The following is a 26,389-nucleotide window of genomic DNA, read 5'->3' as shown; positions in this document are numbered from 1 at the left end:
TTACATGCGGAACACGCCGAAGCGTGTTTCTTCAACGGGTTTATTCAGGGCGACTTTCAAACTCATTCCCAGCACTTTGCGGGTATCGGCAGGGTCAATCACACCGTCATCCCACAGGCGCGCGGAAGCATAGTAGGGGTGTCCCTGCTTTTCATAAGTATCGATAACCGGTTGCTTGAAGGCCTGCTCTTCATCGTCAGTCCAGCTTTCGTTATTACTTTCTTTCTGGTCACGTTTTACCTGCGCCAGAACGCCTGCAGCCTGTTCACCGCCCATCACTGATATGCGGGCATTCGGCCACATAAATAAAAATCGCGGATCATAAGCGCGTCCACACATGCCATAATTGCCGGCGCCGAACGAGCCACCTATGAGAACAGTGATTTTCGGCACTTTGGCGCATGCCACTGCGGTGACCATTTTCGCCCCGTGTTTAGCAATGCCGCCAGCTTCGTATTGTTTACCCACCATGAAACCGGTGATGTTCTGCAGGAAAATAAGCGGAGTCTTGCGTGTTGCGCATAACTGTACAAAGTGCGCGCCTTTCAGCGCACTTTCGCCGAACAGAATGCCATTATTGGCGACAATACCTACTTCCATACCGAAAATGCTGGCAAAGCCGCAAACCAGTGTTGTGCCGTAGAGGGGTTTGAATTCATCAAACTCAGAGCCGTCTGTGATCCTGGCTATTATCTCTCTGACATCATAGGCTTTCCGCGAGCCTTTCGGCACGATGCCGTAGATGTCTGATGCCGGATAGCGTGGCTCTTCCCAGTTTTGTTCTGCCACCTGATACCGGTTCTGCCGGTTCAGTCTACCGACAGCATTGCGTGCCAGCTCCAGTGCATGATGATCGTTATTAGCGAGCTGGTCGGCAACGCCTGAAGTACGGGTATGCACATCGCCGCCGCCCAGTTCTTCAGCACTGACCACTTCACCGGTTGCTGCTTTTACCAGCGGAGGACCGCCGAGAAAAATGGTGCCCTGTTCGCGTACAATAATACTTTCATCGGCCATGGCCGGTACGTACGCACCACCGGCGGTACAGGAGCCCATTACCACAGCGATTTGCGGAATATTTTGCGCTGACATATTGGCCTGATTGAAGAAGATCCGGCCAAAGTGTTCGCGGTCGGGAAATACTTCATCCTGACGGGGCAGGTTAGCGCCACCGGAATCTACCAGATAAATACAGGGCAAATGATTTTCTTCCGCGATGGTTTGCGCCCGTAAGTGTTTTTTGACTGTGAGCGGGTAATAGGTACCGCCCTTCACAGTGGCATCATTGGCAACAATCATGCACTCCAGGCCGGCCACGCGCCCGATCCCGGCGACTACGCCGGCGCAGGGTACGTAATCGTCGTACACTTCCCAGGCTGCAAACTGTCCGATTTCCAGAAACGGAGAGCCTTCATCCAGAAGAACGTTTATACGTTCACGGGCCAGTAGTTTCCCCCTGGCATGGTGTTTCTCCACGGCTTTTTCGCCGCCGCCCTGAGAAATCTGAGCGACTTTGGCTTTAAGATCGTCTGTCAGACGGCGCATACAGGCGGCATTATCTTTAAATTCTGCCGATGCAGAATTCACAGTAGAACGCAGAACGGGCATAACCCCTCCTTACTTATTCAGATTCTTTGAACAGTTCGCGGCCGATGAGCATCCGGCGGATTTCAGAGGTACCTGCGCCTATCTCATAAAGTTTCGCGTCGCGGAGTAAACGTCCCGTAGGGTACTCATTGATATAGCCGTTGCCACCCAGCAACTGGATGGCGTCCAGCGCCATACGGGTAGCCAGTTCCGCCGAGTACAAAATGGCACCTGCAGCATCTTTTCGTGTGGTTTCCCCGCGATCGCAGGATTTTGCAACGGTGTACACATAGGCCCTCGCGGCATTCATCTGCGTGTACATATCGGCAATTTTGCCCTGTACAAGCTGAAATTCACCGATAGACTGACCAAACTGCTTCCGGTCATGAATATAGGGTACGACGATGTCCATACAAGCCTGCATGATACCCAGCGGACCACCGGACAGCACAAGGCGCTCATAGTCCAGTCCGCTCATTAAAATACGGACGCCTTCGCCTTCTTTGCCCATCAGATTTTCTGCCGGCACTTCACAGTCTTCAAACACCAGTTCGCAGGTATCGGAAGAGCGCATACCCAGCTTGTCGAGTTTTTGTGCACGGCTGAATCCCGAGAAATCACGCTCAACAATGAACGCTGAAATGCCCTTGGGGCCGGCCTGTGTGTCAGTCTTTGCATAGATAACAAAGGTATGGGCATCAGGACCATTTGTGATCCACATTTTATTGCCGTTGAGGATGTACTTGTCGCCTCGCTTTTCGGCCTTCAGCTTCATGGAAACCACATCAGAACCGGCGCCGGGTTCACTCATCGCCAGCGCCCCGATATGCTCGCCGCTCACCAGTGCCGGTAAGTATTTTTCTTTTTGTGCCTCAGAACCGTTACGGAAAATTTGGTTTACACATAAGTTTGAGTGCGCTCCGTAACTTAAACCAATTCCGGCTGAAGCGCGGCTGATTTCTTCCATGGCGACCGTGTGTGCAAGATACCCCATGTTGGCACCGCCATAACTTTCATCCACCGTGACACCCAGTAACCCCATGTCACCAAATTTTGTCCATAACTGATTGGGAAAACGGCTTACTTCATCCGCTTCTGTCGCCAGCGGTGCAATCTCCTGCTGAGCAAACTGATGCACATGTTCTCTGAGCATGTCGATTTCTTCGCCCAGACCAAAATTCAATGTGGGGTAGGGTGTTATCATCTGTCGTGTCCTCGTTTTAATTCTGCCAGTTCTTCACGGCAGCGTGCTTCAACTTCATCAAGTTCACCCATCAACATCTGAATGTCTTCGAGTTGCTGACGAAGTACCGCACGCTTTTGTTCCGTCATGCTGAGCATCGTTTCCAGCTGTATGGCTGAATCCGGATTTGTGTCGTAAAGTTCGAAAAGGTTGTTCACTTCCGCCAGCGAGAAGCCCAACCTCTTACCACGTAAAATTAGCTTTAACCTCACCCTGTCTTTGTTATTGTAGATGCGGTTCTGCCCGGTTCTTGAAGGTGTAATAAGTCCTTGTTCTTCATAGAAACGGATGGATCTGGGTGTTATATCAAACTCCTTTGCCAGTTCTCCGATGGTAAAAGTTTGCTCTTCTTTGTTGTTTGTCATGACTGCGCCTTGTCGGTGTCGTTAACCTGTATGCCCGGCCCGTAACAGGCATGACGACTGAGAAACTGTCTTAATACAGGTTTACGTTAACGTAAATTGTAGTTGACGTTAAGGTAAAGTAAGAAAATTGTAACGTCAATAAGTGCAAAGTTTCTGTTACGTTTTCCGGTGATATATGATGTACTGAATATAATTTGTGCAGTACCTGAACTTCCTAAAATAAGTGAGGCAATACAACTATGAGCAATGAAGCGGTAGTAATTGTGGCAGCAAAACGTACCCCTATGGGTGGATTCAATGGCAGTTTGTCTTCTGTGCCATCGACGGAGCTGGGTGCTGAAGTGATCAAGTCAATTTGTACAGATGTGGATTTGAGTCAGATTGATGAAGTTATTATGGGCTGTGTATTACCTGCCGGTCTGGGTCAGGCGCCGGCCAGACAAGCTGCATTGAAAGCAGGACTGCCTTTATCTGCCGGTGCAATTACCCTCAATAAAGTGTGCGGATCCGGACTCAAAGCCGTGATGCTGGCCCACGACCTGATCAAAGCCGGCAGCGCAGAAGTCGTCGTAGCCGGTGGCATGGAAAGTATGAGTAATGCACCGTACCTGTTGCCAAAAGCTCGCACAGGTTACCGTATGGGGCATGGTCAGGTACTTGATCATATGATGCTGGACGGACTTGAGAATGCCTATGATGGTAAAGCCATGGGGTGCTTTGCGCAGGATACCGCTGACAGTGAAGGACTGACCCGTGGTCAGATGGATGAATACGCGTTAACTTCACTTTCCCGCGCGAACGAAGCTATCAACACCGGTGCGTTTGGCAATGAAATTTCTGCTATTACCATCTCTACCCGTAAAGGCGATGTGGTGGTTGATACTGACGAAGGACCGGGTTCAGCCCGTCCTGATAAGATTCCGTCATTGCGCCCTGCATTCAAAAAGGACGGTACGGTCACAGCGGCAAACTCCAGCTCAATTTCCGATGGTGCTGCAGCCCTGCTGGTGATGTCTGAATCGAAAGCCGCGTCACTTGGCCTGACACCACTGGCCAAAGTGGTGGCGCACGCTACCAATGCCATTGAACCTGAAAACTTCACTGTTGCTCCAGTAGGTGCAATGGAAAAAGTGCTCGATAAGGCCGGTTGGTCTAAAGAAGACGTCGATCTTTGGGAAATCAATGAAGCGTTTGCCATGGTAACCATGCTGGCCATTCAAAAGCTGGGTCTGGATGCAGAGAAGGTGAACATTAATGGTGGTGCCTGTGCGTTAGGTCACCCTATTGGTGCATCCGGTGCCCGTATTCTGGTGACGCTTATCCACGCACTGGCTAACAAAGGAGCGAAGAAAGGTATTGCTTCTTTATGTATCGGTGGTGGCGAAGGTGTAGCCCTTGCCGTTGAAATGTGCTGATGGTTGCGTAGCTTAGTTACTGAATATAAAGGCAGTGCAATCATGTACTGCCTTTTTTATCTCTATGATTTGATTAATAAATAACCTTTTAAGCGTCAAGAAAATTTACAAATTAGCAACAGGTTATATATTCCTGCTTGATATATCTTATAAAGATCAGGAAGATAGAACACGTGGTGTGAATTTTGTATAAATATCAGACCTCCGATGACATGGAAGAAGTAAATAAAAATCGGGGAATAATAATAAATGCAGTAAATCCAGAAAGCGGGTTCCACGTTTGTAAATGCGTTAATGCAGATTCAGGCAGGAATAATTCCCGATGCGGTAAAACTGATGTTTTATCTTCTGAAGGAAGCCGCAAAACAAAAAAAGTGTCAATGGGAGACGCAATAAATGACATTTAAGAAAAAACTATTGGGAACAATGGTTTCTATGGCTGTTACCGCGGGTATGACTACCACAGTAACTGCTCAGCAGATTCCAGCCCAGGACCTGACGAAGTTTTCTGTTTCAGGAAACCAAGCTAATGTCAAAAAGGGTTCCGGTGTTTACATCATCCAGATGAAGCAGGCACCAGGTATCACCTACGCAGAGGAAATCGGGGAGCTCATCCCAAATAAACAACACGTCGCATCGAGGGGTAACCAATACGCCTCAGACACCAAACAAATCCGCAATTACACCAGCAAATTAAAACGCAACCAGCGTGCCGCAGCAGCCGCCGTGGGTAACGTTAAAATCATCCATAACTATGTTCACAGCTTTAACGGATTTTCAGCAAAGTTAACGCCTGCCCAGGCAAAAGCATTACGCGCTAATCCTGAAGTCGCCAGCGTCTGGGAAGACCAGATGGTGAAAGTAGACACGGCTAATACTCCTGAGTTCCTCGGCCTTACCGGCGCGGGTGGACAGCATACTCTGGGTATTAAAGGTGAAGATGTGATTGTCGGTATTCTTGACACGGGTATCACACCGGAAAACCCGAGTTTTGCTGATGACGGCTCTTACTCCGATCCGGCTGACATCGGTTGGCAGGGTGCCTGTGATACCGGTGAAGAAGCACAGGCAGGCACATTTGCCTGTAACAACAAACTTATCGGTGCACGTTTCTTCCCTGAGACTTTCCAGTCTGTTTATGACATTCAAACAGAGTTAGGTGAATTTATGTCTCCCCGTGACGCCGATGGTCACGGTAGTCACACAGCCAGTACTGCTGCCGGTAACGAAGGCGTGTCTGCTGTAATGAACGGCACTGAAATTGGCGTAATGTCCGGTATCGCGCCGCGTGCCCGTGTTGCCATGTATAAAGTGTGCTGGAACTCTGACTACGTTAACCCGCAAGGCGGTGACGAAGCCGGCTGTTTCTACGGCGATAGTATGGCTGCAATTGAACAGGCTATTGTTGATGGTGTGGATGTACTCAACTATTCCATCGGTGGCAGTCTGACTGACCTGACCGTGCCTTCTACTGCAGCCATGTTACGTGCGGCACAGGCTGGTGTATTTGTTTCAGTTTCAGCCGGTAACTCTGGCCCTGCAGCATCTACCACCGGCACACCTGCTCCCTGGGTAACCACAGTGGGCGCCTCGACTTATGACGGTACAACTGTTGTAAATGGTCTTGAAGTCACCCAGTTCGATGAAACCAGTACGGTTGCATTTACCGAAGGTTCAATTACAAAACCACTGAGTGAAACAGGTCCTGTGACCGGTTCACTAGTTGTAGCTGAACCACTACTGGCCTGTTTTGACGGTGCAGCATCTACGCCACTTGATAACGCTGATGATATTTCAGGAAACATTGCGTTAATTCAGCGTGGTTCCTGTGCATTCTCGCAAAAAGTTAGCCGTGCACTGGATTCAGGTGCGACTGCTGTCGTGGTCTATGACAATGGCGGCGGTGTGACCGTAATGGGCGGCGATTTTGTCGGCGGCATCCCCGGCGGTATGGTTACCGAAGCTGTGGGCAGCATGCTGAACTCTTCAGCGGTTGAAGGCGGCAATGTGACCGTGACAATGAGTGCCGGTACTTATGTTGAACAAGAGGAAACAGGCAATATCATGGCTGATTTCTCTAGCCGTGGCCCGAATGCCTCTACACTGGATGTTATTAAGCCGGATATCACAGCCCCGGGTGTTCGCATCCTGGCTGCAACCACTGACACGCCAATGTTCGGCGAGCAGGGTAAGCAAGTGGCTTACTTAAGCGGTACGTCAATGTCTTCCCCGCACATTGCCGGTATGGCAGCGCTGCTTATTGATCAGCATCCTGATTGGACTCCTGCTCAGGTTAAATCTGCACTTATGACTACTGCTTATCAGGATGTCACCAAAGAAGACGGCAGCACACCGGCTGATCCGTTTGATTTTGGTGCTGGTCATGCTGCACCGGTTTCTGCTATGGAACCCGGCTTAACCTTTGATGCTTCTTTCTTCGATTACATGGGCTTTATGTGTGGTCTGGACGAAGAATCATTTGTTATCAGCGAGTCTGGTTATGATTGTGCTACTTATGAGGCCAATTACTTCCCGACTGATCCAAGTCAGCTGAACTATCCGTCAATTGCTATCGGTGAATTGTCCGGTGCTGAAACTATCTACCGTTATGTTTCTGACGTAACTGGTGTAGACAGCACTTACACCATTTCAATTGAAGGCCTGGATTCACTGGATGTTTCTGTTCAGGGCTATAACAGCGACCTCACGCCGGTACAGGGCGGTGTGGTAGAAGTGGCTGCAAACGGGACTTCAGCTTTTGCACTGACAGTAGCAAAAACAGAAGAAACTGTTCTTGATGAATGGATCTTCGGTGCAGTGGTGCTTGAGGGTGATAACGGTAAAGTTGTTCGCAGCCCGGTAGCAATTATGCCGGCAGCGGATGAGAACATTTCTGCACCTGAAAGCGTTTCTGTAGGTCTGAACTCCCGTGGCCGTGGTTTCTTCTCAGTGGGTATGAACTATACCGGTCGTGCAAGTATCGACTACGCAAGTCTGGTTGCACCTGAAGTAGTTACAAGCACCGTTGAGCAAGACCCTGACAGCTCGTTCGCATTCAACGAAGACGGTTTGTCTACTACCTTGTTCCACATTCCTGAAGGGACCACCATGGCCCGTTTCAGCTTACGTGACGAACTGGTAGAACAAAGCGGTACTGACCTTGACCTTTACGTTTACCGCTGTGAAGGCTGGTTATGTTCAGAAGTTGGTGTGTCTGCATTCGGTGGTTCTGATGAAGATGTTGTTCTGATGAATCCTGAGCCGGCAGCTAATGTTGGCGTTGGTGATGTCTATATCGTTTGGGTTCACGGTTGGGATCTGAATGGCGCGACGGAAACTGACTTCCAGATGCCTGTATGGGTAGCCGGTGGTAAAGACAGCAGCAGCCGTTTCAGCATGTCATCCCGTGCGGTTGACGGACGCCTTAATGACGTTCGTATCATTACCCGCGGTCTTGCGTCTGGCGTGCCTTACATGGGTACTGTGACGTTCTTCGATGGTGATGGCCAGGAACAGGGCACCACAATCGTTGAAGCTGTAAAACAATAATCAGAGGAAACGGGTACAGTGATTTTCACTGTACCCTCACATTAAAAAAGGCAGAAGTAACATGAAAAAACTAAAAGCACTCTTTAGCGCAGCCGTACTGGCTTGTTGTTCAATGATGTTTGCAGCGCAAAGTCAGGCTGCAATTATCTCTCAGTCTGTATATGTTGGTGGTCTTGAAATCATTTCTTATGACCTCGAACTGGATAACAGCCTGATCAATTCAGGCATGGGTGCAATCAGCACTTATGATGGCCTGGCGTTTAACCTGGTTGATTTCTATATCCCTCTGGCAGACGGCTGGAACCCGGTTTTGAACGATTTCGAAGCTGTTGTCGATGTAGATAATATCTTCGCTGGCGTTGAATTTTTATATGTAGATGCAGAGGATGACTTCCCCTGGTTTTACAACGTTTTTTACGATGCATTCTCCACAATTGACAATTACGTATCTATCTTCTTTGCCGGCGATTATCAGTTAGAAGCATTTGAAGATGACGTAATGGTTGTTAACTCAGTAAGTCTGTCTGAACCTTCAGTGCTGGCACTGTTTGCTCTGGCATTCGGTGGCATGATGGTGCGCCGTCGTCGCGCGTAAGCAGTTTACCGCTATGATTAAGGTCTTCCCGGTGAAGGCCTTTTTTTATTCCTCATGAAACTTCTCCACTTTATCTGCTCAGTCCGTTAAGCAGGTCGTTCCGGTGCAACCGTTGCATCACTTGTATATGCCGGGAGATACTATGATCTTTGTTCCGGTACTTTCCTTATTAAGAATAAGTCGTTAACCTGTACCCGTTGGCGTTCAGTGAGTTTGCCAGCGGTAGTTTTTCTTTTCCCCGAGGTTGTTTGTTTGCCAAAACGGTATTTATTCCTGTTTCTTGCGCTGGCCGCTTTAGCCTGCAAAGTGCCGGTGGCCTATGCTGCCGGAGAACAGGTCGTAACCTACTGTATCGATCCCGACTGGATGCCTTATGAAGCCATGCGTAACGGCAAACATATTGGGATCTCCGCAGATTATATCGATGTTATCAGTAAGCTCTCTCATCTCAAGTTCGAACTCATCCCCACGGAGAGCTGGCAGGATTCGCTTGCGGCTGTAGAGTCCGGCGCGTGTATGGTGACGACAATGATCAACCGTACACCCTCAAGAAGCCATTTTTTGGACTTTTCTACCCCGTATATAGAAGTACCTAACGTACTGGTAGGCCGTAACGGTACGCCTATGGTTCAGGGGTTTGAAGGTGTCGGCAATCGTATCGTCGGTGTGGTCAGCGGTTTCAGGCATGCGGAATACCTTGCCCGCTACTATCCTGATTTGCTTACGGAATATGTTGATTCTGAGGTGAGCGGGTTACAGAAGCTATCTAAAGGTGATATCGATTTGATGGTGGGTTCACTGATGGGCGTTTATTCTGCAATTAATGCTCACGACTTTTCAGATCTGCAAATTGTCGGTTTTGCCGAGCCCTTTGATATGCTTTCTTTCGGTGTGAATAAGAATCATGCCGAACTGGTTCCTTTACTGAATAAGGCGATTTCGTCTATACCTGAATCCCGTAAAGTTGATATTTATAAACGCTGGAATGCTGTTCGTCAGGTAAAGCAGAGCCGGTATGGGTTTGTGCTCGGTATCGTGTTTATCGCTATTGCACTTGTTGCTGTAGCCGCCTGGCGAAAACGGGTAATTAGCAGTTACCAGCGCCAAATCAGCCAGAAAAACGATGAAATTGAAAGCTTGCAGTCTTCGTTACTTGAAAAGAACCGTACACTGGAGTTTTTATCCACGCGGGATGAAGTAACCGGCTTATACAACCGCAATTATTTCATGCAAAAGGCTGAAGAAGAGATCTCAAGGCATTTGCGTTTCCAGACTCCCTGCACACTGATTGCAATTGAAATTACTGAGAACGGTAATAAACTCAGGGCAGGAGCACACACAGACAGTCTATGTAAACGACTCACCAGTGCTTGCTTAACCACAGTAAGAGATGTGGATATTACGGCAAGGTGCGAACCTGATAAGTTTATGATTTTATCACCGCAAACGAACCTTGCGGCAGGCGACAGCCTGGCGAACCGTTTACTTGAGTGTCTGAAAGCAGAAGCAGATCCTACAATCATTTTTATCACAGGAGTGGCTGAACTGCAGAGCGGCCAACGTTATTCCGAATGGAACGACGACCTTAACAGAGCTCTCAGTGCTTCCCGTCGTCAGGGCGGCAACGTAGTCGCGTTGGCAGAGTAGGTTTTGGTAGAGTAAGGCCGGCAGAGGCTTAGCCGGAGGTATCCGGCTCATAGTGCCACTGATGGCCTTCATAGCGGATTTTGCAGCGTTCGTATTCCCGTTCTGAGCGCCAGTTACGGTTATTCAGTTTGGCTGATACGCCGGCGTAAATTCGTTTGTTGGCCTTTAACTGAATACGGTTTTCATATTGCGTTTTCAGCTTTTTCAGTTCCGACGCTTTCAGTTCCAGCCAGTTTAATAACGCTGTTTCATTATTCAGAAGAGATTTTGCTTCGGTTATTTTGTGCTTTAAATCTTTATGGATGGTACGACCGGAGATGACCTCCAGTTTCTCGCGGTGGCGGGAGTTATTCTCCCGTAGCTGGCGTAGCAGTTCATCAATGGTTTCTTTACGCTCCATCAATGCACTCATCCCCGCAGTAAAATCAACTTTCAGCGTACTGCCTGAAATCGCGCCCAGTGTGCCGGCTTCAACTTTGTCTTCGCACACAATTTCACAGGCAAACAGATTACCCATTGGTTTGGATATGTTTCCTACAGTGAGAGAACCACCGGCCTTCAGGCGGCTGTAGGCCATTTGTCTGCCCACGGTAATATTCTTACCGGCAATAATATCCAGCCCCTGGCCATGCTGAACGTGAATGCTGCCCCCTGCGATAAGCGTGCATGCATAACCTTCAGCGTTATCGGTAACCTTACCCATTGCACCTTCAGTGATGATGATATCGCCGCCGGCTTCAATGATTGCAGATTCAACAAAGCCGTTAATCGTGATGTCTTTGGTTGCTTTGATTTTCATTTTCTCTGCAACATCACCATTCACCAGAACAGCACCGTCATAGGTGACATGTCCGCTGCCCACATTGACACCATTGCAGATAAAGGTGTCGTCAATATTCATGCGGTGTTCATGGTATTTCGGCATCCCGGAAATCGTCGCCACCAGCATGTTCTCATCTTCATTACTGACGGCGGTACCGGAACCCATTTTAAATTCCAGCCATTCACCGGGCTTGGGGTAAAGTACCGTGTCTTTAACGTCATAGCCTTTACGGCCTTGAGTCGGTGCTGTTCTGCGCACTACCGGTGTGCCGGTTTTCACACAGATGACGTCGCCAAGATTCCGGAGATCCGCTTTTTCGCCGTCACTGGTCTGAGGCTTGAGGACCCGCTCAAGTGCGTTCGGGACCAGCGGAATAAATCTTGAACCCTTTCCGTTTCTGGGAGGGAGTCCCCTGGCCACTACAGCATTGAGCACCTGGCCAGGTTCTGCTTTTTCCGCTTCTTTTAATAGCATATTGATGTGGCGCATGCCCACGCCACGTCGTATGCGCTGTTTCCAGGCGAGGTTACGGATAGTAATAGCATTAGGCATTCTGCCGCCGTAGGGAGCGGTAAGCCGCAAAGTGGCGTGCATGTTGTCTTCACTGACAACAAAGTCGACTTCTGCATGACGCAATTCAGCAATGTCTGCGGTAACCGGCGTATTGTCGCCGGTTTTATGATAGAGGTTTGCTTTGTCACAGGCTGATTTCAGGGCTTTTTCTGAAAGATAAAAATCGCTGTAAGCACCACTGGCTAATTCAGATTTAATTGTGCTCAGATCTGCTTCCTTTTCCATTTCGGCAGGAAGTAAGCTAAGGGTGACAAACTGAGTATCGCTGTTGTAACTGAAAGAAATACCTTTCATCTTCATGTTCCATGAGACTACGCCAATACCATATCGGCAAACTGCTACTACGTCTTTAGTCTACTTTATAGTGACAGTTGCGATGAGGTCAAAGGTTTTGAGCGTATTGATATAGCGCCCTGAGTATAGCTTGTCTGTTCGGATCGTTCTGATGCTCATGCGCCAGCGTTTCCAGTTCCATCATAAACAGTTCGAGGGTAACCGTGGCGGGCGAATCTTTATCAGTCAGCCTGTATTGTCTGTGTGCCTGCCAGCGGTGCATTTCATCAGCATTCAGCGTGTATGGGTAGTTTCGCGCGCGATAACGGAACAGCAGGGTTTTTAAGGTCTGGTTCTGTGTTTGTGATGCCAGCCGGTCAAGCGCTTCCGGTGCGCTGGCATGCACCTGCTCACACCAGCGGCGCTCTTCATCTGACAAAAACCCACCACTGTAAAGGGAATGATCGGCGTCATTATCAGCGTCATCATGAGGCGTGTTATACACATCAGACAACTTTTGTGTGATATCGCTGGCCGCTAAACGCTTGTAATTTTCCAGGCACTGCTCTCTGTTCAGCCCCAGCCGTTCAGCATTTTCTTCCGTCATGGCTTTTGCCGTGGTGACAAAAGGCGACCGGTTGATGTGAATAAGCTTTAGACCGGGACGGGGTTCATCCCCCAGCTCTGAAGCTGGTGTATACAGCTTTTCCCGGATGGTATCTGCATCATCGTTTAACAGCGGTTCTATGGGCTGAGACAAATCGACGGCGATAATGGCATTACTGTTAACGGGGTGCATGGCAATTGGCATTACCCAGGTACAACAACCCTGACTGGCGGGAATTTTAGACGAAATATGCAACAGCACAGAAGGCTGCTGCAGATTAATCTGCTTTAATACGGCATGTTTACTGCGCAATGAAAACGCATAGTCATAAAGTTTTGGTTGATGTTGCCGTATCAATTTTGCCAGCGCGATAGTAGCGCGGACATCCGAAAGTGCATCGTGAGCCTGACTATGTTCCAGTTCATTGGCTTTGGCCAGTTCTTCTAATTTGAATACCGGTGTACCATCGTCTCTCACCGGCCAGTTAATACCCTCTGGGCGCAGGGCATAGCAGGCCCTGGCAAGATCAATAATATCCCAGCGGGAATTGCCGTTTCGCCACTCTCTGCCATAAGGGTCATAAAAGTTGCGATAAAAGAGGGTGCGGCTGACTTCATCATCAAAGCGAATACTGTTATAACCAACCACGCAGGTGTTGGGCTGGCTCATTTCTTCATGGATACGTCTGGCGAAATCAGCCTCAATCATACCGTCACGCAGTGATTGCTGTGGTGTGATGCCGGTGATCAGGCAAGCCTGAGGGTGGGGCAACACATCATTGGCAATTTGCGCCATGATATTAACGGGCTTTCCAATAACATTTAATTCTGCATCGGTACGGATGGCAGCAAATTGAGAAGGGGTATCTTTGAGCGGGTTAGCGCCCCAGGTCTCGTAATCGTGCCATAGCATTGATGGCGCATATTGTGTCATTGGTAAATAAAATCCATTAGAAAAACGTTACGCGGGGCACTATACCAGCGCAGCAGGGTGCAAGCCAGTTTGCGGCTGATGAACTGATCCTCCGGACGATGTAAAACATGAACAACAATAAGGAAAAGGAATGAAAACGTTTCTCGCAGCTGTGATATGCGGCGCTCTGACATTAAGTTCGCAGGTAGTGGCGGCTGAAGAAAAACCGGTGGCAATCGTTATCCACGGCGGCGCCGGAACCATTTTACAGAAGAATTTCACGCCGGAACTGGAAAAAGCCTACAAAGATACCCTCAGCGAGGCGGCAAAAGCAGGCTACGCTTTGCTTGAGCAGGGCGAACCCGGTGAAAAGGCAGTAATTGCTGCCATCCAAATTCTGGAAACCTCACCGTTGTTTAATGCCGGCATCGGGGCAGTGTATACCTGGGAAGGTGAACACGAACTGGATGCCTCACTAATGCACGGCGGCACCCATAACGCCGGTGCGGTGGCGGGCGTAAAAACCATCCGGAGTCCAATCGCTGCAGCATCGGCCGTCATGCACTTATCTCCCCATGTCATGCTATCCGGTGAAGGGGCAGAAGCTTTTGCAGAAGAGCAGGGGCTGACGCTGGTGGATAACCACATCTTTAACACTGAAAGACGCCTTGAATCACTCAAAAAAGTAAAAGCCCGTATGGAAAGTGCAGGTTTGTACGGCGGTCAGAAAGGCAATGAACGTTTCGGTACAGTGGGCGCGGTTGTGCTCGACAGCGAAGGCAATCTGGTAGCAGGCACTTCAACCGGCGGTATGACTGCCAAGCGTTATGGCCGCATCGGCGATTCGCCTGTGATTGGGGCCGGTACCTGGGCTGACAACAACAGCTGTGCGGTGTCGGCGACGGGGCATGGTGAGTTTTTCATCCGTTATCATGTTGCAGCAGATATTTGTACCCGTATGAAATATCAGGGCACAACGTTAAAAGAGGCGTCTGATACAGTTATTTTTGATGTGCTCAAACCGTTGGGCGGTGACGGCGGCATTATTGCCATTGATAAAAAAGGCAACATTGCAGCACCGTTTAACTCAGCGGGCATGTACAGAGCAAAAATTGACGGAAAAGGCGTCCTTTCCGTGGGCATTTTTGAGCAGTGGGAAACATTGTAAAAATTATGTACAAATCCGGCTGAAATTATTCGCGTCCGGGCCACGGAGGGTCTAGGCTGAAAGTAACGACACGTCATGGTGACGTACTGGAGGCTAAACATGGAATCTTTGCAAGTAAGCGATTATATGAATCATCATCCGGTGAAATTATCCGAAGACATGACCGTTGCCGAAGCCGTTGAAAGACTTCTGGCAAATAACCAGACCGGTGGCGCTGTTCAAAATGCGCGGGGGCAGGTGACGGGGTTCTTATCCGAACAGGATTGTCTGAAGATGATGATTGAGTCGAGTTATTATCGTGAGCAAGTGTGTCGTGTGAAAGACATTATGCAAACTACCGTCAGTGCAGTGAAACCCTGGAATTCTGTACTGGAAGTGGCACAGCGACTGATTAACGAACGCCCGAGGGTTTTTCCTGTTATCGACGATGACGGTGTACTCGTTGGCGTGATAAACCGTGCCGCTGTGCTAAAAGCCATTGATAAGCAGCTTCAGTCGGGTTACGACAAAATGGCTGTTTAAATTACCGCTTACAACGGCAGACATCCAAAAGAAGAAACCCTTGTTATTAACCATAGCAAGGGCTCGTTCTCCGTTTTGCAGTGAGCTGTTATTTCCGGCGGTGCTGGCGGATAAATTCTGCAAGCAGTGAACCGGAAACCAGCTTGAAGTTTTGTTGCTGTGAGGGCATCACGTTGTGTCCATCCTGGACAACTAGCAAGCCATCCGGCAGGTTTTCACCGAAGGGCAGAGACATGGTTTCCAGCCCGTCTGTTTCTGAAACCCCGTCGATGCCTTTTTTAAGATCAGGCACAATATCAAACGTGCCCAGCAAATGGTTATTCGTTGTGGCGTAAACGGCGTAGCGGTGATTGCCCTGACTGGACACTATCAGATAACGTTCCCCGTCCACATCAAACAGGCCCATACCTTCAATATCGTCTTTTACCGCACCTTCTGCTTTTGCAATCAGTGATGGCTCAGGGTTACTGATATCCAGACTGCGCTTCCACACGCCGGCATCTTCTTCGCCGTAATACAGCATGGCATTTTCATCATCTGCCACACAGCCCTCGGGCTGTGAAGGAACAGTAAACCGGTCGATTATCTTGCCCGTTACTTTGTCGTTTTCAAATGACAGGCGATGCCGCTCGTAACTGCCATCCGTATCGTTCACCAGCACATCAACACCGTTTGCGTGTTGATACAAACACAGACCATAAAGATCGTTTAATTGCGAGGGCAGCTTACCGGCAGGCACAGCGTTTCTGGTTGCCGGGTCCAGCAGGAATATATCGACCGTGCGGGTAGTGCGGTTTGACGCTGCGGCAATGGCAAGTTCCTGTCCGGCTACCTGCCAGCGGGACCGCACATCGACGTTATTTAGCCTGCCTGCATTCAGATGTTGAAGTCGCTTACCTGACAGATCAAACAAATCCAGCCCGGACTTTTTGTCTGTACCGATTATCACAGAGGATTCCGGTGCTTCGTCGTTGTACCAGATGGCCGGATCGTCAGCGGCATCACCAAAGCGGGCAACAGGATCGGTTTCTGCGAATGCGGTTAAATGCCGGTCTGCCGGTTGTGTGCGGCGGATTGCCGTTTGCGGTGCTGATACAGGTAATACAGCGGTAAACAAAGTTTCGCTGTCATCGTCATACAGGCCAACAACAGTCTTGTTGTTAAACGGGGCAGCCCTGACTGCTTCCCACTTATGCTCTCCGTTTATTTTAAATTCACTGATGCTGTCATTGTGGAAAACATTCACCACCGGGGCGTCAGGGGAAACGAACACTGTCAGTCCGGCTGCCTGGCCGACACCTTCAACGCCTTCGCTGTTTACGCCGTGCTGTTGCGTCAGAATTAGGGAGCGGCCATCACCGGCTTCGGCGTGTTGGTCGTATTGCCACAATCCGGTATTTTCATCAGCCAGATAGACATAGCCGTTTTGCACATCGGCCTGGCAACTTTTAATGCCCGGGCCGGTGTTAACGGTTCGTATTTCTACAAAGTGGTCGTCTGCCAGCCAATGCTGCTTCATTTGTCCAGTGGCGTCTGCTGTGGTCAGTGTCAGATATTCACCGGAAACAGATAAACACAGCGCTTCAATATCAGCCAGATCTGCCTGTAGTGATTGCTGTTTTTTAAACTCTTCAGTACCGGTGTTGTAGCGGTACAGTTCAACACCATAGGTATCGTTGTTAAGCGCCGCAACGGTCAGCGTGCCGTTGTGCTGCAGAATGTCGGATTGACTGAAGTGACCGGGTAGTGTGCTGATTATTTTCTGATCTTTACCGGTCAGAATCAGGCCCCGGGTTTCGCTGGTAACCAGATAATGCAACTGATTGTTAATGACCAGCGGGGTTAACTGATTACCTTTAATTGAAAAGGCCTTTGCATCAATGGTGGCAGGATCGGCCACTACCTTTCCCGGCGCAATAAGCAGAGAGGCAAACAGAAAGGCGAGGGGAGTATGTTGTTTTTTCACATTAAATCTCATTGAAATCGTTAGCAGTATGAGGGAAGAAAATCGAGGTGCAGCATCAGCCGCACCACGGTGCCTGCAGGTTACATTTGCCAGGTAAATCCAAGTTCAAATGTACGGCCGTATTCTTCGTACTGCGCATTGCGGTTTCGCTGGTCGAAATAGTGGTAGTAAGGCTCGTCGCTCAGGTTAATGCCGTTGAAATAAATCAACATGTCATCATTGATGTAATACTTACCTGAGAAATCAAGCTGGTGGTGATCGTCTTCCATACGAAGCATATCGCCATCGATTTCTTCCAGGTTCTCGCTCTTGTACGTCATAGTAAGACGCAGGCTGACCAGATTGTTTTCGTAGCCTAACGTAAGGTTACCCACCGTGTCTGACTGGTTGGGCAGGCTGGTTTCAAATGTTTCACCGTCAAGCAGGGTCGTGGCATCAGAGGACGAGAACGTACCGTTCGCTGACATTAAAAAGCCGTTATCAAAAGCTTTCACCCATGACAGCTCAAGGCCGTGTAAGCTGGCAGACTCACCATTCACAGGCTGTACCACTTCGTCATAGCCCTGCCAGTCTTCTGTACCGGCTACGTCTGCATATACGACAAAATTATCTATGTCTTTATAGAAGTAACCGGCAGAGAGCACACCGATTGCGCCGGGATAATACTCAACAGACAGGTCAATGTTGGTAGATTCATACGGTTTAAGTTGCGGGTTACCCACTTCGGCTTCCCGTTCAGTGACAAAGCTGTCGCCGTCTTCTTCTGTTTTACTCTCGATGATCTGGTAAGCCGCCACATCTTCAAACTTAGGTCTTGCGATAGTTTGTGTAAATGCGCCGCGCAACACGACTTTATCATTGAGGTCGTATCTGAGGTTCACACTTGGAAGCCAGTTGTCGTAGTCACGGTCCGCGTTCCAGGCGGTATTGATCACTTCTTCAACGTCCGTTTCTTCATTTTCAACCAGTTCAACCCGCATACCGTCAGTGCTGAAGTCCGTGCGCTCATAACGTAAACCGGCAACCACACGAAGGGCATCAATGTTGGCTGTTACCATAGCGTAGGCCGCGAAGATATCTTCATTATTTACATAAGACGCCCCGTTAGACTCTACCTCAGAGTCCAATTCGGCCAGTTCAAGACTATTGCGGTTACTGTTATAATTATTTCGCAATGCGTTTCTGTCCAGTCCGTCGCCAAAATCACCTATATTCCAATCCGGAGCAGCAGTTGCAAATCCTTCACCTGTGATGCCATCAAAGTCACCATCATAAATGGATATCTGGCTTGTATTTATTTTTTCACGGCTGCGGTATTTGCTACCAAATTTAAACTCGCCCTGATAATCGCCTAAGGTAATACCGCGGACAAAGTCAATTTTTGCACTCGTCTCGGTATCCTTCGTATAGTTATCTTCAAAACTGATTTCGTCTAAATCATAGTTGGCCAGTTGCATGGCTTCTGCATTCTGTGTGAGCTGCGGAATGCGGGTGTCGAGGTCAGCACTGATGCTGGCGTTATCCTGAACAAATGTGTAGTAAAGGGCATCAGGTTCGTCTTCCTCAGACTTTGCATAACCCAACTGCCAGTTGATATCCCAGGTATCCAGTTGATGTTCACCGCCGGCCGCAACGGTCATAATCGTTTGTTTCTCGTATCTGTCTTTGCTTTCTCTGGCAATTTCAGAGTCTTCGCCATCAAAGGTAAAAATATTCGCCTGACGATACTCGTTGTCAGAAAACTCGCTGTAAAGGGTTCGCAGGAAATACTGATTGTTGAAGTCAGGACGGAAATCGAAATTGACCGCAGCACCTAAACGCTCACGGGTGATGGTATAGTCACGCTGTTCCAGTTCATCGTCGCCGTTGCTTTCAATATTGTCGGAACCAAAATCACGTTCAAACCATGAAAGCGCTGCGGCAACACCAAAGGATTCATTAAACTTGTGGGTCAGGCTGCCAGACAATTTCGGGCTCGTTTTATCTACCAGCTCATTGTGGCTGGCCTGCATGGTAAGTTTGGCCGTGTCCTGCTGGTAATCAAAGGCACTGACACTTTTCACTTCGATGGCACCACCGATAGCGTCACCATCCATATCTGCTGTGACCGATTTTGACACTTCAAGAGTCTGAATTAGTTCTGACGGGATAACATCCAGTGCTACAGAGCGCACACCGGCTTCCGGCGAAGGAATGTTAAGTCCGTTTATGGTAACGTTATTTAAGTTAGGATCGATACCGCGGATCCCAACAAAGCGGCCTTCACCCTGATCCCGCTCAATCGACAAACCCGGTAAGCGTTGTAATGCTTCAGCGGCATTCTGATCCGGGAACTGACCAATGGCGTCGGCAGAGACAATGGATGAAATGCGATCAGAAACCCTCTGCTGGTTAATGGCACTTGCCTGGCCGCTGCGTTGTCCTTTCACCAGAATATCGGCGATGGCTTTGCCATTATCAGACAGTGCAATAACAGGAGAAACAATGCCTGTTTCCGTTACATTAACCACTTCTGTGACAGGTTGCGCGCCCAGATAGCTAACCTGAAGTGTGTAAGCACCTGCGGGCAGGGAAGGAAAGCGGAAGGTACCGTCTCTGCGTGATTCGGTAACAAGATTCAATTCTTTAAGTGTGATTTGAGCACCCGCAAAAACACGGGAGTTGTCGTCGTTTGTCAGTTGTCCGGCAATTTCTCCGGCATTCACTGACAAGGCAGCAGAAGAAAGGCTGAGCGCAGCTAAACAATGAGTGGTCAATTTTGAAAGACGAAGCATGAGTGCATTCCTGAATTTATAACGTTGTGTTAAGTGACTTGCCGCTACGCTAGAAAGAGTTAATGACAATTTTGTGACCGCATGATGACAGCGACTGTCATAAATACCTGATTTTATTATTTATTATTGTAAAAAATAAAATGGTGAGCCATTTTGACCCGAAGCTAACTCATTGAAGTTAATGAAGTTATCGCAATTGCGGGGAGTTTGACGCAGCAAATGATCACCGGATTGTCACATTGGTGAGCCAAAATGACCCTGTTATCACAGATATAAAACGGGTAAATCATCATTTCACCCGTCTGATTTAAGGTTTTTACAGGTTATGAATGCGGTTTATCGTTACCGGCAAAGTCATCTCATTGGTGCCAGTATTGGCGCTCAGTGCATTGCATTATATTTAAGTTTTTCCCATGGACAGTTAAAGCCATTTGATGAGATTGCCTGGCTGGATGTCACCGGCGAGGGCAGCGTTATGCTGTTCGCATTTGCCTGGATTATTGCTGCTATTGCCAGCCGGCCACCCGGAAGGGTAACCACCTTGCTGGTGGCTGGCCTGAACTGTTTTGCATTTACCGCATTGCTCGATTTTCTGGATGAAATGTTCACTTACTCCGCAGCTTCAGACTGGTTAAGCATGCTGGAGTCTATGCCGGCTGCCTTTGGTATGGTGATCATGACAGCCGGATTGCTGGGCTGGCACGAAGAGCAAAAAGCACTTAACAGGCAATTGCAGCGCAGAGAGTGGGCTTTACGTAATCATGGGCAGATAGACAGCGTCACGCAACTCTATCTGGCGGATTACTGGCAGGAACGTCTCACAGACCTGAAGCACCAGGGCGGCAGAGGCAGTGCAATCATGATAGACATAAACGGCTTCTCACGGTTTAACGAGGCCCACGGTTATGCCGAAGGTGACCGTTTTTTGCAGGAAATTGCCCGCTTACTGGTCATGCATGTACGTGAGTCAGATCTCGTTTGCCGTTATGCAGGAGACCGGTTCGTGATTTTAATGCCTGATACAGCACATCCGGATGCCCGCCGGATTGCCGGCGATATTCAAACGTCGGTACATTGTCTGGCATTTAAAAGTGGCGCCAATACAACGGCCTTGTTTCAGTCTGTCCGTACGGCTGTTGGAGAGTTTGATGCGCACCATAACAGCGACAGGTTGTTGTCAGATCTGCAGGACCAGTTAAATCATCAGGATACGCAGGTAGCATGAAACAGCCGGGTCATCATTTATCTTCAGAGCCTTTGTTGAATCCGGAAACCCGGTGTATCAGCGCATCGCCGTTTTGCCAGACGCTGCTTAATGTGGCGTGTGCCAAAGGGGCAGATAAAAACAAGGTGCTTCGGGGAACCGGTATTTTCGATACAGACCTCACGCACGAGCGTGCTTTTTCGCCGTTACAGATAGCTGCCCTGGTGCTGAATGCAGATAAATACGCCGGCGTGCGGGATTTTGCCTTTCAGGCCGGACAGGCACTGGCAACATCACAATATAGTGGTGTCCTCAAAGCCATGGGATACAGTAAAAACCTGAGGCAGGCTTTACTGATTTTGCGTCGCTTTACATCTCACATATCGCCGTTAGTGTCGTTTGGCGTATACCCAAGGCCACAGGGTATAGTGATCACGCTGCGGGACAGTGCCGGCAAACATAAAGCGTTCGATGCTGCATCACTCATGGTCTGTTCCGCCTTCATCGCGTTAACGAAGCAATGGTGCGGTCAGAGACTGCCTCTTAGTTTTCATTTTCCGTTTTCCCGCCCCCGACATATCGCTGAATTTGAAATGCACCTCGGACGGCGCCTGCATTTCGATTCTCCCTGTTTTTACATTGCGGTAGATAACGCCTCCTTACAGAAGCTTTTTTTGCATTACGATACCTATTTGCTGAAAGCATCGGTTTCTCACTATAAAAAGCACTTAATCAGCGGTGTACAGCTGCCGGATTTTATCCGCAATGCAGTTACGCGTAACCATCGTCTTTGCGCCACAGACCTGGCTTCAGCGCTGGATATCAGCCCGGCCACACTGAAGCGAAGACTAAAAGCTTGTCACTGCACGTTTTCAGCGCTGGTTGATGATGTACGGCGGGAACAGGCTATATTTCTGTTACAAATTTGCCGGTTATCTAACGAAGAGAGTGCCTTGCGACTTGCCATTTCCGACCTTACAAACTTCCGGCGCGCAGTAAAACGCTGGACAGGTTTAACGCCCGGCGAGTTGCGAAGCCGTTAAACAACATAACGGCTTTATGGTAGACTCTTCCTCTTTTTCGATGTCCCAGAGTAGTAAGGAAAGAGTCTTGTCTTCTGAGCCAGCCGCGCCTTCTGTTTCTTCATTGTACGACCAGTTGTCATTGTGTATGCTGGCCGATCGTTTTCCTTTACGCCGTCGCATTCAAAAACTCAGCGGGTTGATTAAATCTCAGTCTGAACAGGCGGCTGACGCCATCAGTGATGTTATGCAGCGCATTGACGCGTCAAAAGCGAAACGTGCTTTGCGGGCGGAGAATTTGCCGGCCATTGAATATCCGCCGTTACCCGTCAGTGATAAAAAAGACGACATCAAACAGGCCATCGCTTCTCACCAGGTGGTCATTGTGGCGGGGGAAACAGGCTCAGGAAAAACCACCCAGCTTCCGAAGATTTGCCTTGAACTGGGCAGGGGCGTGGACGGCATGATTGCCCATACCCAGCCAAGACGACTGGCTGCCCGCAGCGTGGCAAGCCGTATTGCTGAAGAACTGAATACGCCGTTAGGTGAAAAGGTGGGTTTCAAAATCCGCTTTTCAGATCAGGTCAGCGACAGCAGCTATGTCAAGCTTATGACCGACGGTATGTTGCTGGCGGAGATGCAGCAGGATCGCTTCTTAAATCAGTACGACACCATCATTATTGATGAGGCTCACGAACGCAGTCTTAATATCGACTTCCTCCTCGGCTATTTACGTCAGCTATTGGATAAGCGCCCCGAACTTAAGCTTATAATTACATCTGCGACCATCGATCCTGAACGTTTCAGCAGACATTTTAATGACGCGCCGATTGTTGAAGTGAGCGGCAGAACCTATCCGGTGGAAATTCGTTATCACGATCCTGAAGAACGGGAAGATGACAACGATCAGACTGATGCCATTGTACGGGCTGTTGATGAGCTTAAACGGGAAGCGCCCGGTGACATTCTGGTGTTTTTAAGTGGTGAGCGGGATATCCGCGATACCCAGGATGCTCTGCAGAAGCAGCAATACCGGAACACTGAAATCGTCCCGTTGTACGCCAGATTGTCGGCAGCAGAACAAAACCGTATTTTCCAGTCTCACAGTGGCCAGCGCATAGTGCTGGCCACAAACGTAGCGGAAACCTCGTTAACGGTGCCGGGCATTAAATACGTTATTGACCCGGGTACCGCGCGTATTTCACGTTACAGCGCCCGCAGTAAAGTGCAGCGCTTGCCTATTGAGCCGGTATCTCAGGCGTCTGCCAATCAGCGGGCCGGACGATGCGGGCGGGTATCAGACGGGATTTGTATCCGTTTATACAGTGAAGAAGATTATCTTGGACGTCCGGCGTTTACCGATCCGGAAATTCTGCGTACTAATCTCGCGTCCGTCATTCTGCAGATGCTGGCGCTGGGATTGGGGGATATCGGCGCATTTCCGTTTGTTCAGCCACCGGACAGCCGCAATATCACCGATGGCTTCAGGTTGCTTGAAGAAATTCAGGCGATTAAACGGGGTAAAGGCCAGCCAAAGTTAACGGACATGGGCCGCAAAATTGCCCGCTTACCGGTTGATCCCCGCTATGCCCGTATGGTCATCGAAGCCGGGCGTACGAATGCGGTGCGGGAAGTCATGGTGATTGCTGCCGGTTTATCTATTCAGGATCCCCGTGAGCGGCCACAGGAAAAACGTCAGCAGGCAGATGAAAAACATAACGAATACCGTGACAAAGACTCAGACTTTATCAGTCTGTATAATTTGTGGCAGTCATTCAGAGAACAGCAAGCTGCGCTGTCTAATAATCAGTTGCGAAAGTGGTGTAAGGCGCAGTTCATCAATTATCTGCGTATGCGTGAATGGCAGGACATTGTCAGCCAGCTTAAAAAATCTGTAGCGGAAATCGGTTTGGGGATCAGTAAACAGGATGCTGATTTTCAGTCTGTGCATCAGGCGCTTTGCAGCGGTTTGTTGTCGCACCTGGGCATGAAAGACAAAGAGCGGGAGTATCTCGGCTCCCGTAATTCTAAATTTATGATTTTCCCGGGCTCAGGGCTGGCAAAATCACAACCCAAGTGGATCATGGCGGCAGAGCTGGTGGAAACGTCCCGCCTGTTTGCCCGCATGAATGCGAAGATTGACCCGGCATGGGTGGAGCCTCTGGCAAAGCATGTGACCCAGTCCAGTTATTCAGAGCCTCACTGGTCTAAAAAGCGCGGCGCTGTGGTGGCTTTTGAAAAGGTCACCCTATTCGGTTTGCCCATCATCCCGAAGCGAGCTGTGGTTTACAGTCAGATTGATCCGCACGTGTCTCAGGATTTGTTTATCCGTCACGCGTTAATTGAAGGTGATACCAAACTGAATAACAGCGTGCTGGCGGATAACCAGGCCTTGCTTGATCAGGTGGATGAGCTTGAGCAGAAAACCCGGCGCCGGGACATCATGGTGGACGAAGAAGCGCTGGTGGCCTTCTATGCGCAGCGTTTACCGGTGGAAGTCAATAACGAAGCTGCGTTTAAAAAGTGGTGGCAAAAACAATCCGACAAGAACATTCTCGCTTTCAGCGAAGAGGATGTTTACCGCCAGCAGCCTGGCGCGAAGACCGCCAACGCCTTTCCCGATGTCTGGAAGCAGGGCAATATTACGCTGCCTCTACGTTACCATTTCGAACCCAATGCCGAAGATGACGGGGTAACAGCAACCATCCCGTTGCCCATATTAAATCAGGTATCAGATAAGGGGGTTGACTGGCTGGTGCCCGGGTTACAACACGAATTGATTGTCAGCCTGATTAAAAGCTTACCCAAACGTTTACGCAAAAATTTTGTGCCTGCACCGAATTATGCAGAAGCCTGCCTTGAAGATATCAGCGCCTTTGACAAGCACGGTCAGCCGGTGCCGCTTTTACAGGCATTGTCTGACAAACTGCGCCGTATGACCGGCGTTATTGTGGAAGAAGAAGAGTGGCAGCTGTCTCAGCTTGAACGGCATCTCAAAATGCACTTTGCTGTAGTTAACGACAAAGGTGAGGTGATCGCCCGTGGTGATGATCTTGAAGCATTGAAGAAGCAATGTCAGGGGCAGGTGAAAGCCACCTTTGAAAAGGCCGCAACGCCGGAACTTGAGCGTAAAGGGCTGGAAAGCTGGGATTTTGAACAGCTGCCGGAAACCTTTACGCAAAAGATGGGGGGCTTTGAAGTACAGGCGTTTCCCGCTTTGGTCCGCCGCGGTGATAAAGTTGATATAGTACTGGTGGACGAGCCTGAAAAAGCGAAACAACAACATCAGGACGGCGTGAACGTGCTGATCCGTAATGCCATGCCGTCGCCACTCAGCTATCTGCAAAGTAAATTGCCGAACAAAGCAAAACTGGGTTTGTATTTTAATCCTTTCGGCCAGATCAAAGCGCTCATTGACGACTGTATAATGGCCGGTATTGATGATTTGGCCAACACCTTTAAACAAACACAAGATGTTGAAATACGTGATGCTGAAACCTTTAAACAGTGCGTCGATTTTGTCAGGGCTGAAATTAATGATGTGGTGCTGGACATAGCCGGGCAGGTGGAAGAGGGGCTTACTCTCGCACACCAGTGTCAGAAGCAAATGAAGGGCAATGTGCCGCTCAACATGGTCAGTGCCCTCGGCGATGTGAAACAACATCTGTCTACACTGGTTTATCCGGGCTTTGTCTCGGATTTAGGTCGCGGAAGGTTGCCGGACTGGAACCGCTACATTAAGGGACTGGCGCGACGCCTGGAAAAGCTGCCCATTGATCCGAACAAAGACCGGATGCATCAGCAAACTATTGAAAAAGCGGTGACTGCGTTTAATAAAGCCTGCAATAAATACCCGCAGGGTAAGGCACCTGCTGAGCTGCTTGAGATCCGCTGGATGATTGAGGAACTGCGTGTTTCTCTATTTGCCCAGCAACTGGGTACCGCCTACCCGGTATCAGCAAAAAGAGTTTTAACTGCGCTGGAAAACTTTTAATAAAAAAGTCGCGTAAAGGTATGTGATATCGCAAAAAAGCATGATGGATATACGCTGATATTACACCACATATCAAACTTTCGGTGACTCTTCGGCGATCTCAGTTGACATCGCCGGGGTGTCGTCCTATAAGTGATGAAGTATATTACG

General features: G+C 49.2%; 16 protein-coding genes. 9 read left to right on the top strand and 7 right to left on the bottom strand.

The window, feature by feature from the left end; genetic code table 11:
- Genes ACXAGC_RS10580 through ACXAGC_RS10570 form a run of 3 tightly spaced genes read right to left on the bottom strand, consistent with a single transcriptional unit; the run spans position 1 to position 3,195 of the window.
- Positions 1 to 1,608 (bottom strand): carboxyl transferase domain-containing protein, encoded by a 1,608-nt coding sequence (locus ACXAGC_RS10580; RefSeq protein ID WP_474844357.1) that lies wholly within the window; start codon positions 1,606 to 1,608, stop codon positions 1 to 3.
- 13 nt (positions 1,609 to 1,621) lie between these two features.
- Positions 1,622 to 2,791, bottom strand: coding sequence for an isovaleryl-CoA dehydrogenase (locus ACXAGC_RS10575; RefSeq protein WP_474844356.1), 1,170 nt, complete (start codon positions 2,789 to 2,791; stop codon positions 1,622 to 1,624).
- The gene (locus ACXAGC_RS10570; protein WP_474844355.1) at positions 2,788 to 3,195 is read right to left on the bottom strand and encodes a MerR family transcriptional regulator; all 408 of its coding nucleotides are present in this window, start codon (positions 3,193 to 3,195) and stop codon (positions 2,788 to 2,790) included. Before ACXAGC_RS10570 ends, ACXAGC_RS10575 begins: the two co-directional genes overlap by 4 nt.
- Positions 3,196 to 3,434: 239 nt before the next feature.
- On the opposite strand from ACXAGC_RS10570, the gene ACXAGC_RS10565 reads away from it, so the two are divergent.
- The 4 genes from ACXAGC_RS10565 to ACXAGC_RS10550 all read left to right on the top strand — a co-directional run bounded on the left by ACXAGC_RS10565 (position 3,435) and on the right by ACXAGC_RS10550 (position 10,401).
- Positions 3,435 to 4,610 (top strand): thiolase family protein, encoded by a 1,176-nt coding sequence (locus tag ACXAGC_RS10565; protein ID WP_474844354.1) that lies wholly within the window; start codon positions 3,435 to 3,437, stop codon positions 4,608 to 4,610.
- Positions 4,611 to 5,006: 396 nt separating this feature from the next.
- Entirely contained in the window at positions 5,007 to 8,159 is a 3,153-nt protein-coding gene (locus tag ACXAGC_RS10560; RefSeq protein WP_474844353.1) for a S8 family serine peptidase, read from the top strand.
- A gap of 61 nt (positions 8,160 to 8,220) precedes the next feature.
- A complete protein-coding gene (locus tag ACXAGC_RS10555) occupies positions 8,221 to 8,754 on the top strand; it encodes a PEP-CTERM sorting domain-containing protein (protein ID WP_474844352.1) in 534 nt (177 codons plus the stop codon).
- 252 nt (positions 8,755 to 9,006) lie between these two features.
- Positions 9,007 to 10,401: a transporter substrate-binding domain-containing protein gene (locus tag ACXAGC_RS10550; protein ID WP_474844351.1), complete on the top strand. Its 1,395-nt coding sequence runs from the start codon at positions 9,007 to 9,009 to the stop codon at positions 10,399 to 10,401.
- 28 nt (positions 10,402 to 10,429) lie between these two features.
- Here ACXAGC_RS10550 and ACXAGC_RS10545 read toward each other — a convergent pair whose 3' ends face one another.
- Positions 10,430 to 12,091, bottom strand: a complete 1,662-nt coding sequence (locus tag ACXAGC_RS10545; protein WP_474844350.1) for a DUF342 domain-containing protein — start codon at positions 12,089 to 12,091, stop codon at positions 10,430 to 10,432.
- Positions 12,092 to 12,179: 88 nt separating this feature from the next.
- Positions 12,180 to 13,610: an exodeoxyribonuclease I gene (sbcB, locus tag ACXAGC_RS10540; protein ID WP_474844349.1), complete on the bottom strand. Its 1,431-nt coding sequence runs from the start codon at positions 13,608 to 13,610 to the stop codon at positions 12,180 to 12,182.
- 130 nt (positions 13,611 to 13,740) lie between these two features.
- Between sbcB and ACXAGC_RS10535 the strand changes: the two genes are divergently transcribed.
- Together ACXAGC_RS10535 and ACXAGC_RS10530 are read left to right on the top strand one after the other, a co-directional pair.
- Positions 13,741 to 14,757, top strand: coding sequence for an isoaspartyl peptidase/L-asparaginase family protein (locus ACXAGC_RS10535; protein WP_474844348.1), 1,017 nt, complete (start codon positions 13,741 to 13,743; stop codon positions 14,755 to 14,757).
- A gap of 99 nt (positions 14,758 to 14,856) precedes the next feature.
- On the top strand, positions 14,857 to 15,279 hold the full coding sequence (locus ACXAGC_RS10530; RefSeq protein ID WP_474844347.1) for a CBS domain-containing protein: 423 nt from the start codon (positions 14,857 to 14,859) through the stop codon (positions 15,277 to 15,279).
- Positions 15,280 to 15,367: 88 nt separating this feature from the next.
- Here the strand turns inward: ACXAGC_RS10530 and ACXAGC_RS10525 are convergent, their stop codons facing one another.
- Positions 15,368 to 17,245 (bottom strand): phytase, encoded by a 1,878-nt coding sequence (locus tag ACXAGC_RS10525; protein WP_474844346.1) that lies wholly within the window; start codon positions 17,243 to 17,245, stop codon positions 15,368 to 15,370.
- An 80-nt stretch (positions 17,246 to 17,325) separates the two neighbouring features.
- On the bottom strand, positions 17,326 to 20,019 hold the full coding sequence (locus ACXAGC_RS10520) for a TonB-dependent receptor (RefSeq protein WP_474844345.1): 2,694 nt from the start codon (positions 20,017 to 20,019) through the stop codon (positions 17,326 to 17,328).
- A 325-nt stretch (positions 20,020 to 20,344) separates the two neighbouring features.
- On the opposite strand from ACXAGC_RS10520, the gene ACXAGC_RS10515 reads away from it, so the two are divergent.
- From ACXAGC_RS10515 to hrpA, 3 genes are read left to right on the top strand one after another with little or no spacing between them, the layout of a single operon-like run.
- Positions 20,345 to 21,244 (top strand): GGDEF domain-containing protein, encoded by a 900-nt coding sequence (locus ACXAGC_RS10515; protein WP_474844344.1) that lies wholly within the window; start codon positions 20,345 to 20,347, stop codon positions 21,242 to 21,244.
- Positions 21,241 to 22,266, top strand: a complete 1,026-nt coding sequence (locus ACXAGC_RS10510) for an AraC family transcriptional regulator ligand-binding domain-containing protein (protein WP_474844343.1) — start codon at positions 21,241 to 21,243, stop codon at positions 22,264 to 22,266. The genes ACXAGC_RS10515 and ACXAGC_RS10510 overlap by 4 nt, the downstream gene beginning before the upstream one ends.
- A 40-nt stretch (positions 22,267 to 22,306) precedes the next feature.
- Positions 22,307 to 26,239: an ATP-dependent RNA helicase HrpA gene (gene hrpA, locus ACXAGC_RS10505; RefSeq protein ID WP_474844529.1), complete on the top strand. Its 3,933-nt coding sequence runs from the start codon at positions 22,307 to 22,309 to the stop codon at positions 26,237 to 26,239.
- The last annotated feature ends 150 nt before the right edge of the window (positions 26,240 to 26,389 follow it).

This window comes from Alteromonas sp. AWJ4_197, assembly GCF_056160285.1.
Note: the sequence above shows the minus strand (reverse complement) of the source record. Positions and strands in the feature narration are given on the sequence as shown.

Excerpts from the sequence above, each read along its gene's own strand:
- ACXAGC_RS10580 (WP_474844357.1), bottom strand. The coding sequence starts at position 1,608 with ATGCCCGTTCTGCGTTCTACTGTGAATTCTGCATCGGCAGAATTTAAA.
- ACXAGC_RS10575 (WP_474844356.1), bottom strand. The coding sequence starts at position 2,791 with ATGATAACACCCTACCCCACATTGAATTTTGGTCTGGGCGAAGAAATC.
- ACXAGC_RS10570 (WP_474844355.1), bottom strand. The coding sequence starts at position 3,195 with ATGACAAACAACAAAGAAGAGCAAACTTTTACCATCGGAGAACTGGCA.
- ACXAGC_RS10565 (WP_474844354.1), top strand. The coding sequence starts at position 3,435 with ATGAGCAATGAAGCGGTAGTAATTGTGGCAGCAAAACGTACCCCTATG.
- ACXAGC_RS10560 (WP_474844353.1), top strand. The coding sequence starts at position 5,007 with ATGACATTTAAGAAAAAACTATTGGGAACAATGGTTTCTATGGCTGTT.
- ACXAGC_RS10555 (WP_474844352.1), top strand. The coding sequence starts at position 8,221 with ATGAAAAAACTAAAAGCACTCTTTAGCGCAGCCGTACTGGCTTGTTGT.
- ACXAGC_RS10545 (WP_474844350.1), bottom strand. The coding sequence starts at position 12,091 with ATGAAAGGTATTTCTTTCAGTTACAACAGCGATACTCAGTTTGTCACC.
- sbcB (WP_474844349.1), bottom strand. The coding sequence starts at position 13,610 with ATGACACAATATGCGCCATCAATGCTATGGCACGATTACGAGACCTGG.
- ACXAGC_RS10535 (WP_474844348.1), top strand. The coding sequence starts at position 13,741 with ATGAAAACGTTTCTCGCAGCTGTGATATGCGGCGCTCTGACATTAAGT.
- ACXAGC_RS10530 (WP_474844347.1), top strand. The coding sequence starts at position 14,857 with ATGGAATCTTTGCAAGTAAGCGATTATATGAATCATCATCCGGTGAAA.
- ACXAGC_RS10520 (WP_474844345.1), bottom strand. The coding sequence starts at position 20,019 with ATGCTTCGTCTTTCAAAATTGACCACTCATTGTTTAGCTGCGCTCAGC.
- ACXAGC_RS10515 (WP_474844344.1), top strand. The coding sequence starts at position 20,345 with ATGAATGCGGTTTATCGTTACCGGCAAAGTCATCTCATTGGTGCCAGT.
- ACXAGC_RS10510 (WP_474844343.1), top strand. The coding sequence starts at position 21,241 with ATGAAACAGCCGGGTCATCATTTATCTTCAGAGCCTTTGTTGAATCCG.
- hrpA (WP_474844529.1), top strand. The coding sequence starts at position 22,307 with ATGTCCCAGAGTAGTAAGGAAAGAGTCTTGTCTTCTGAGCCAGCCGCG.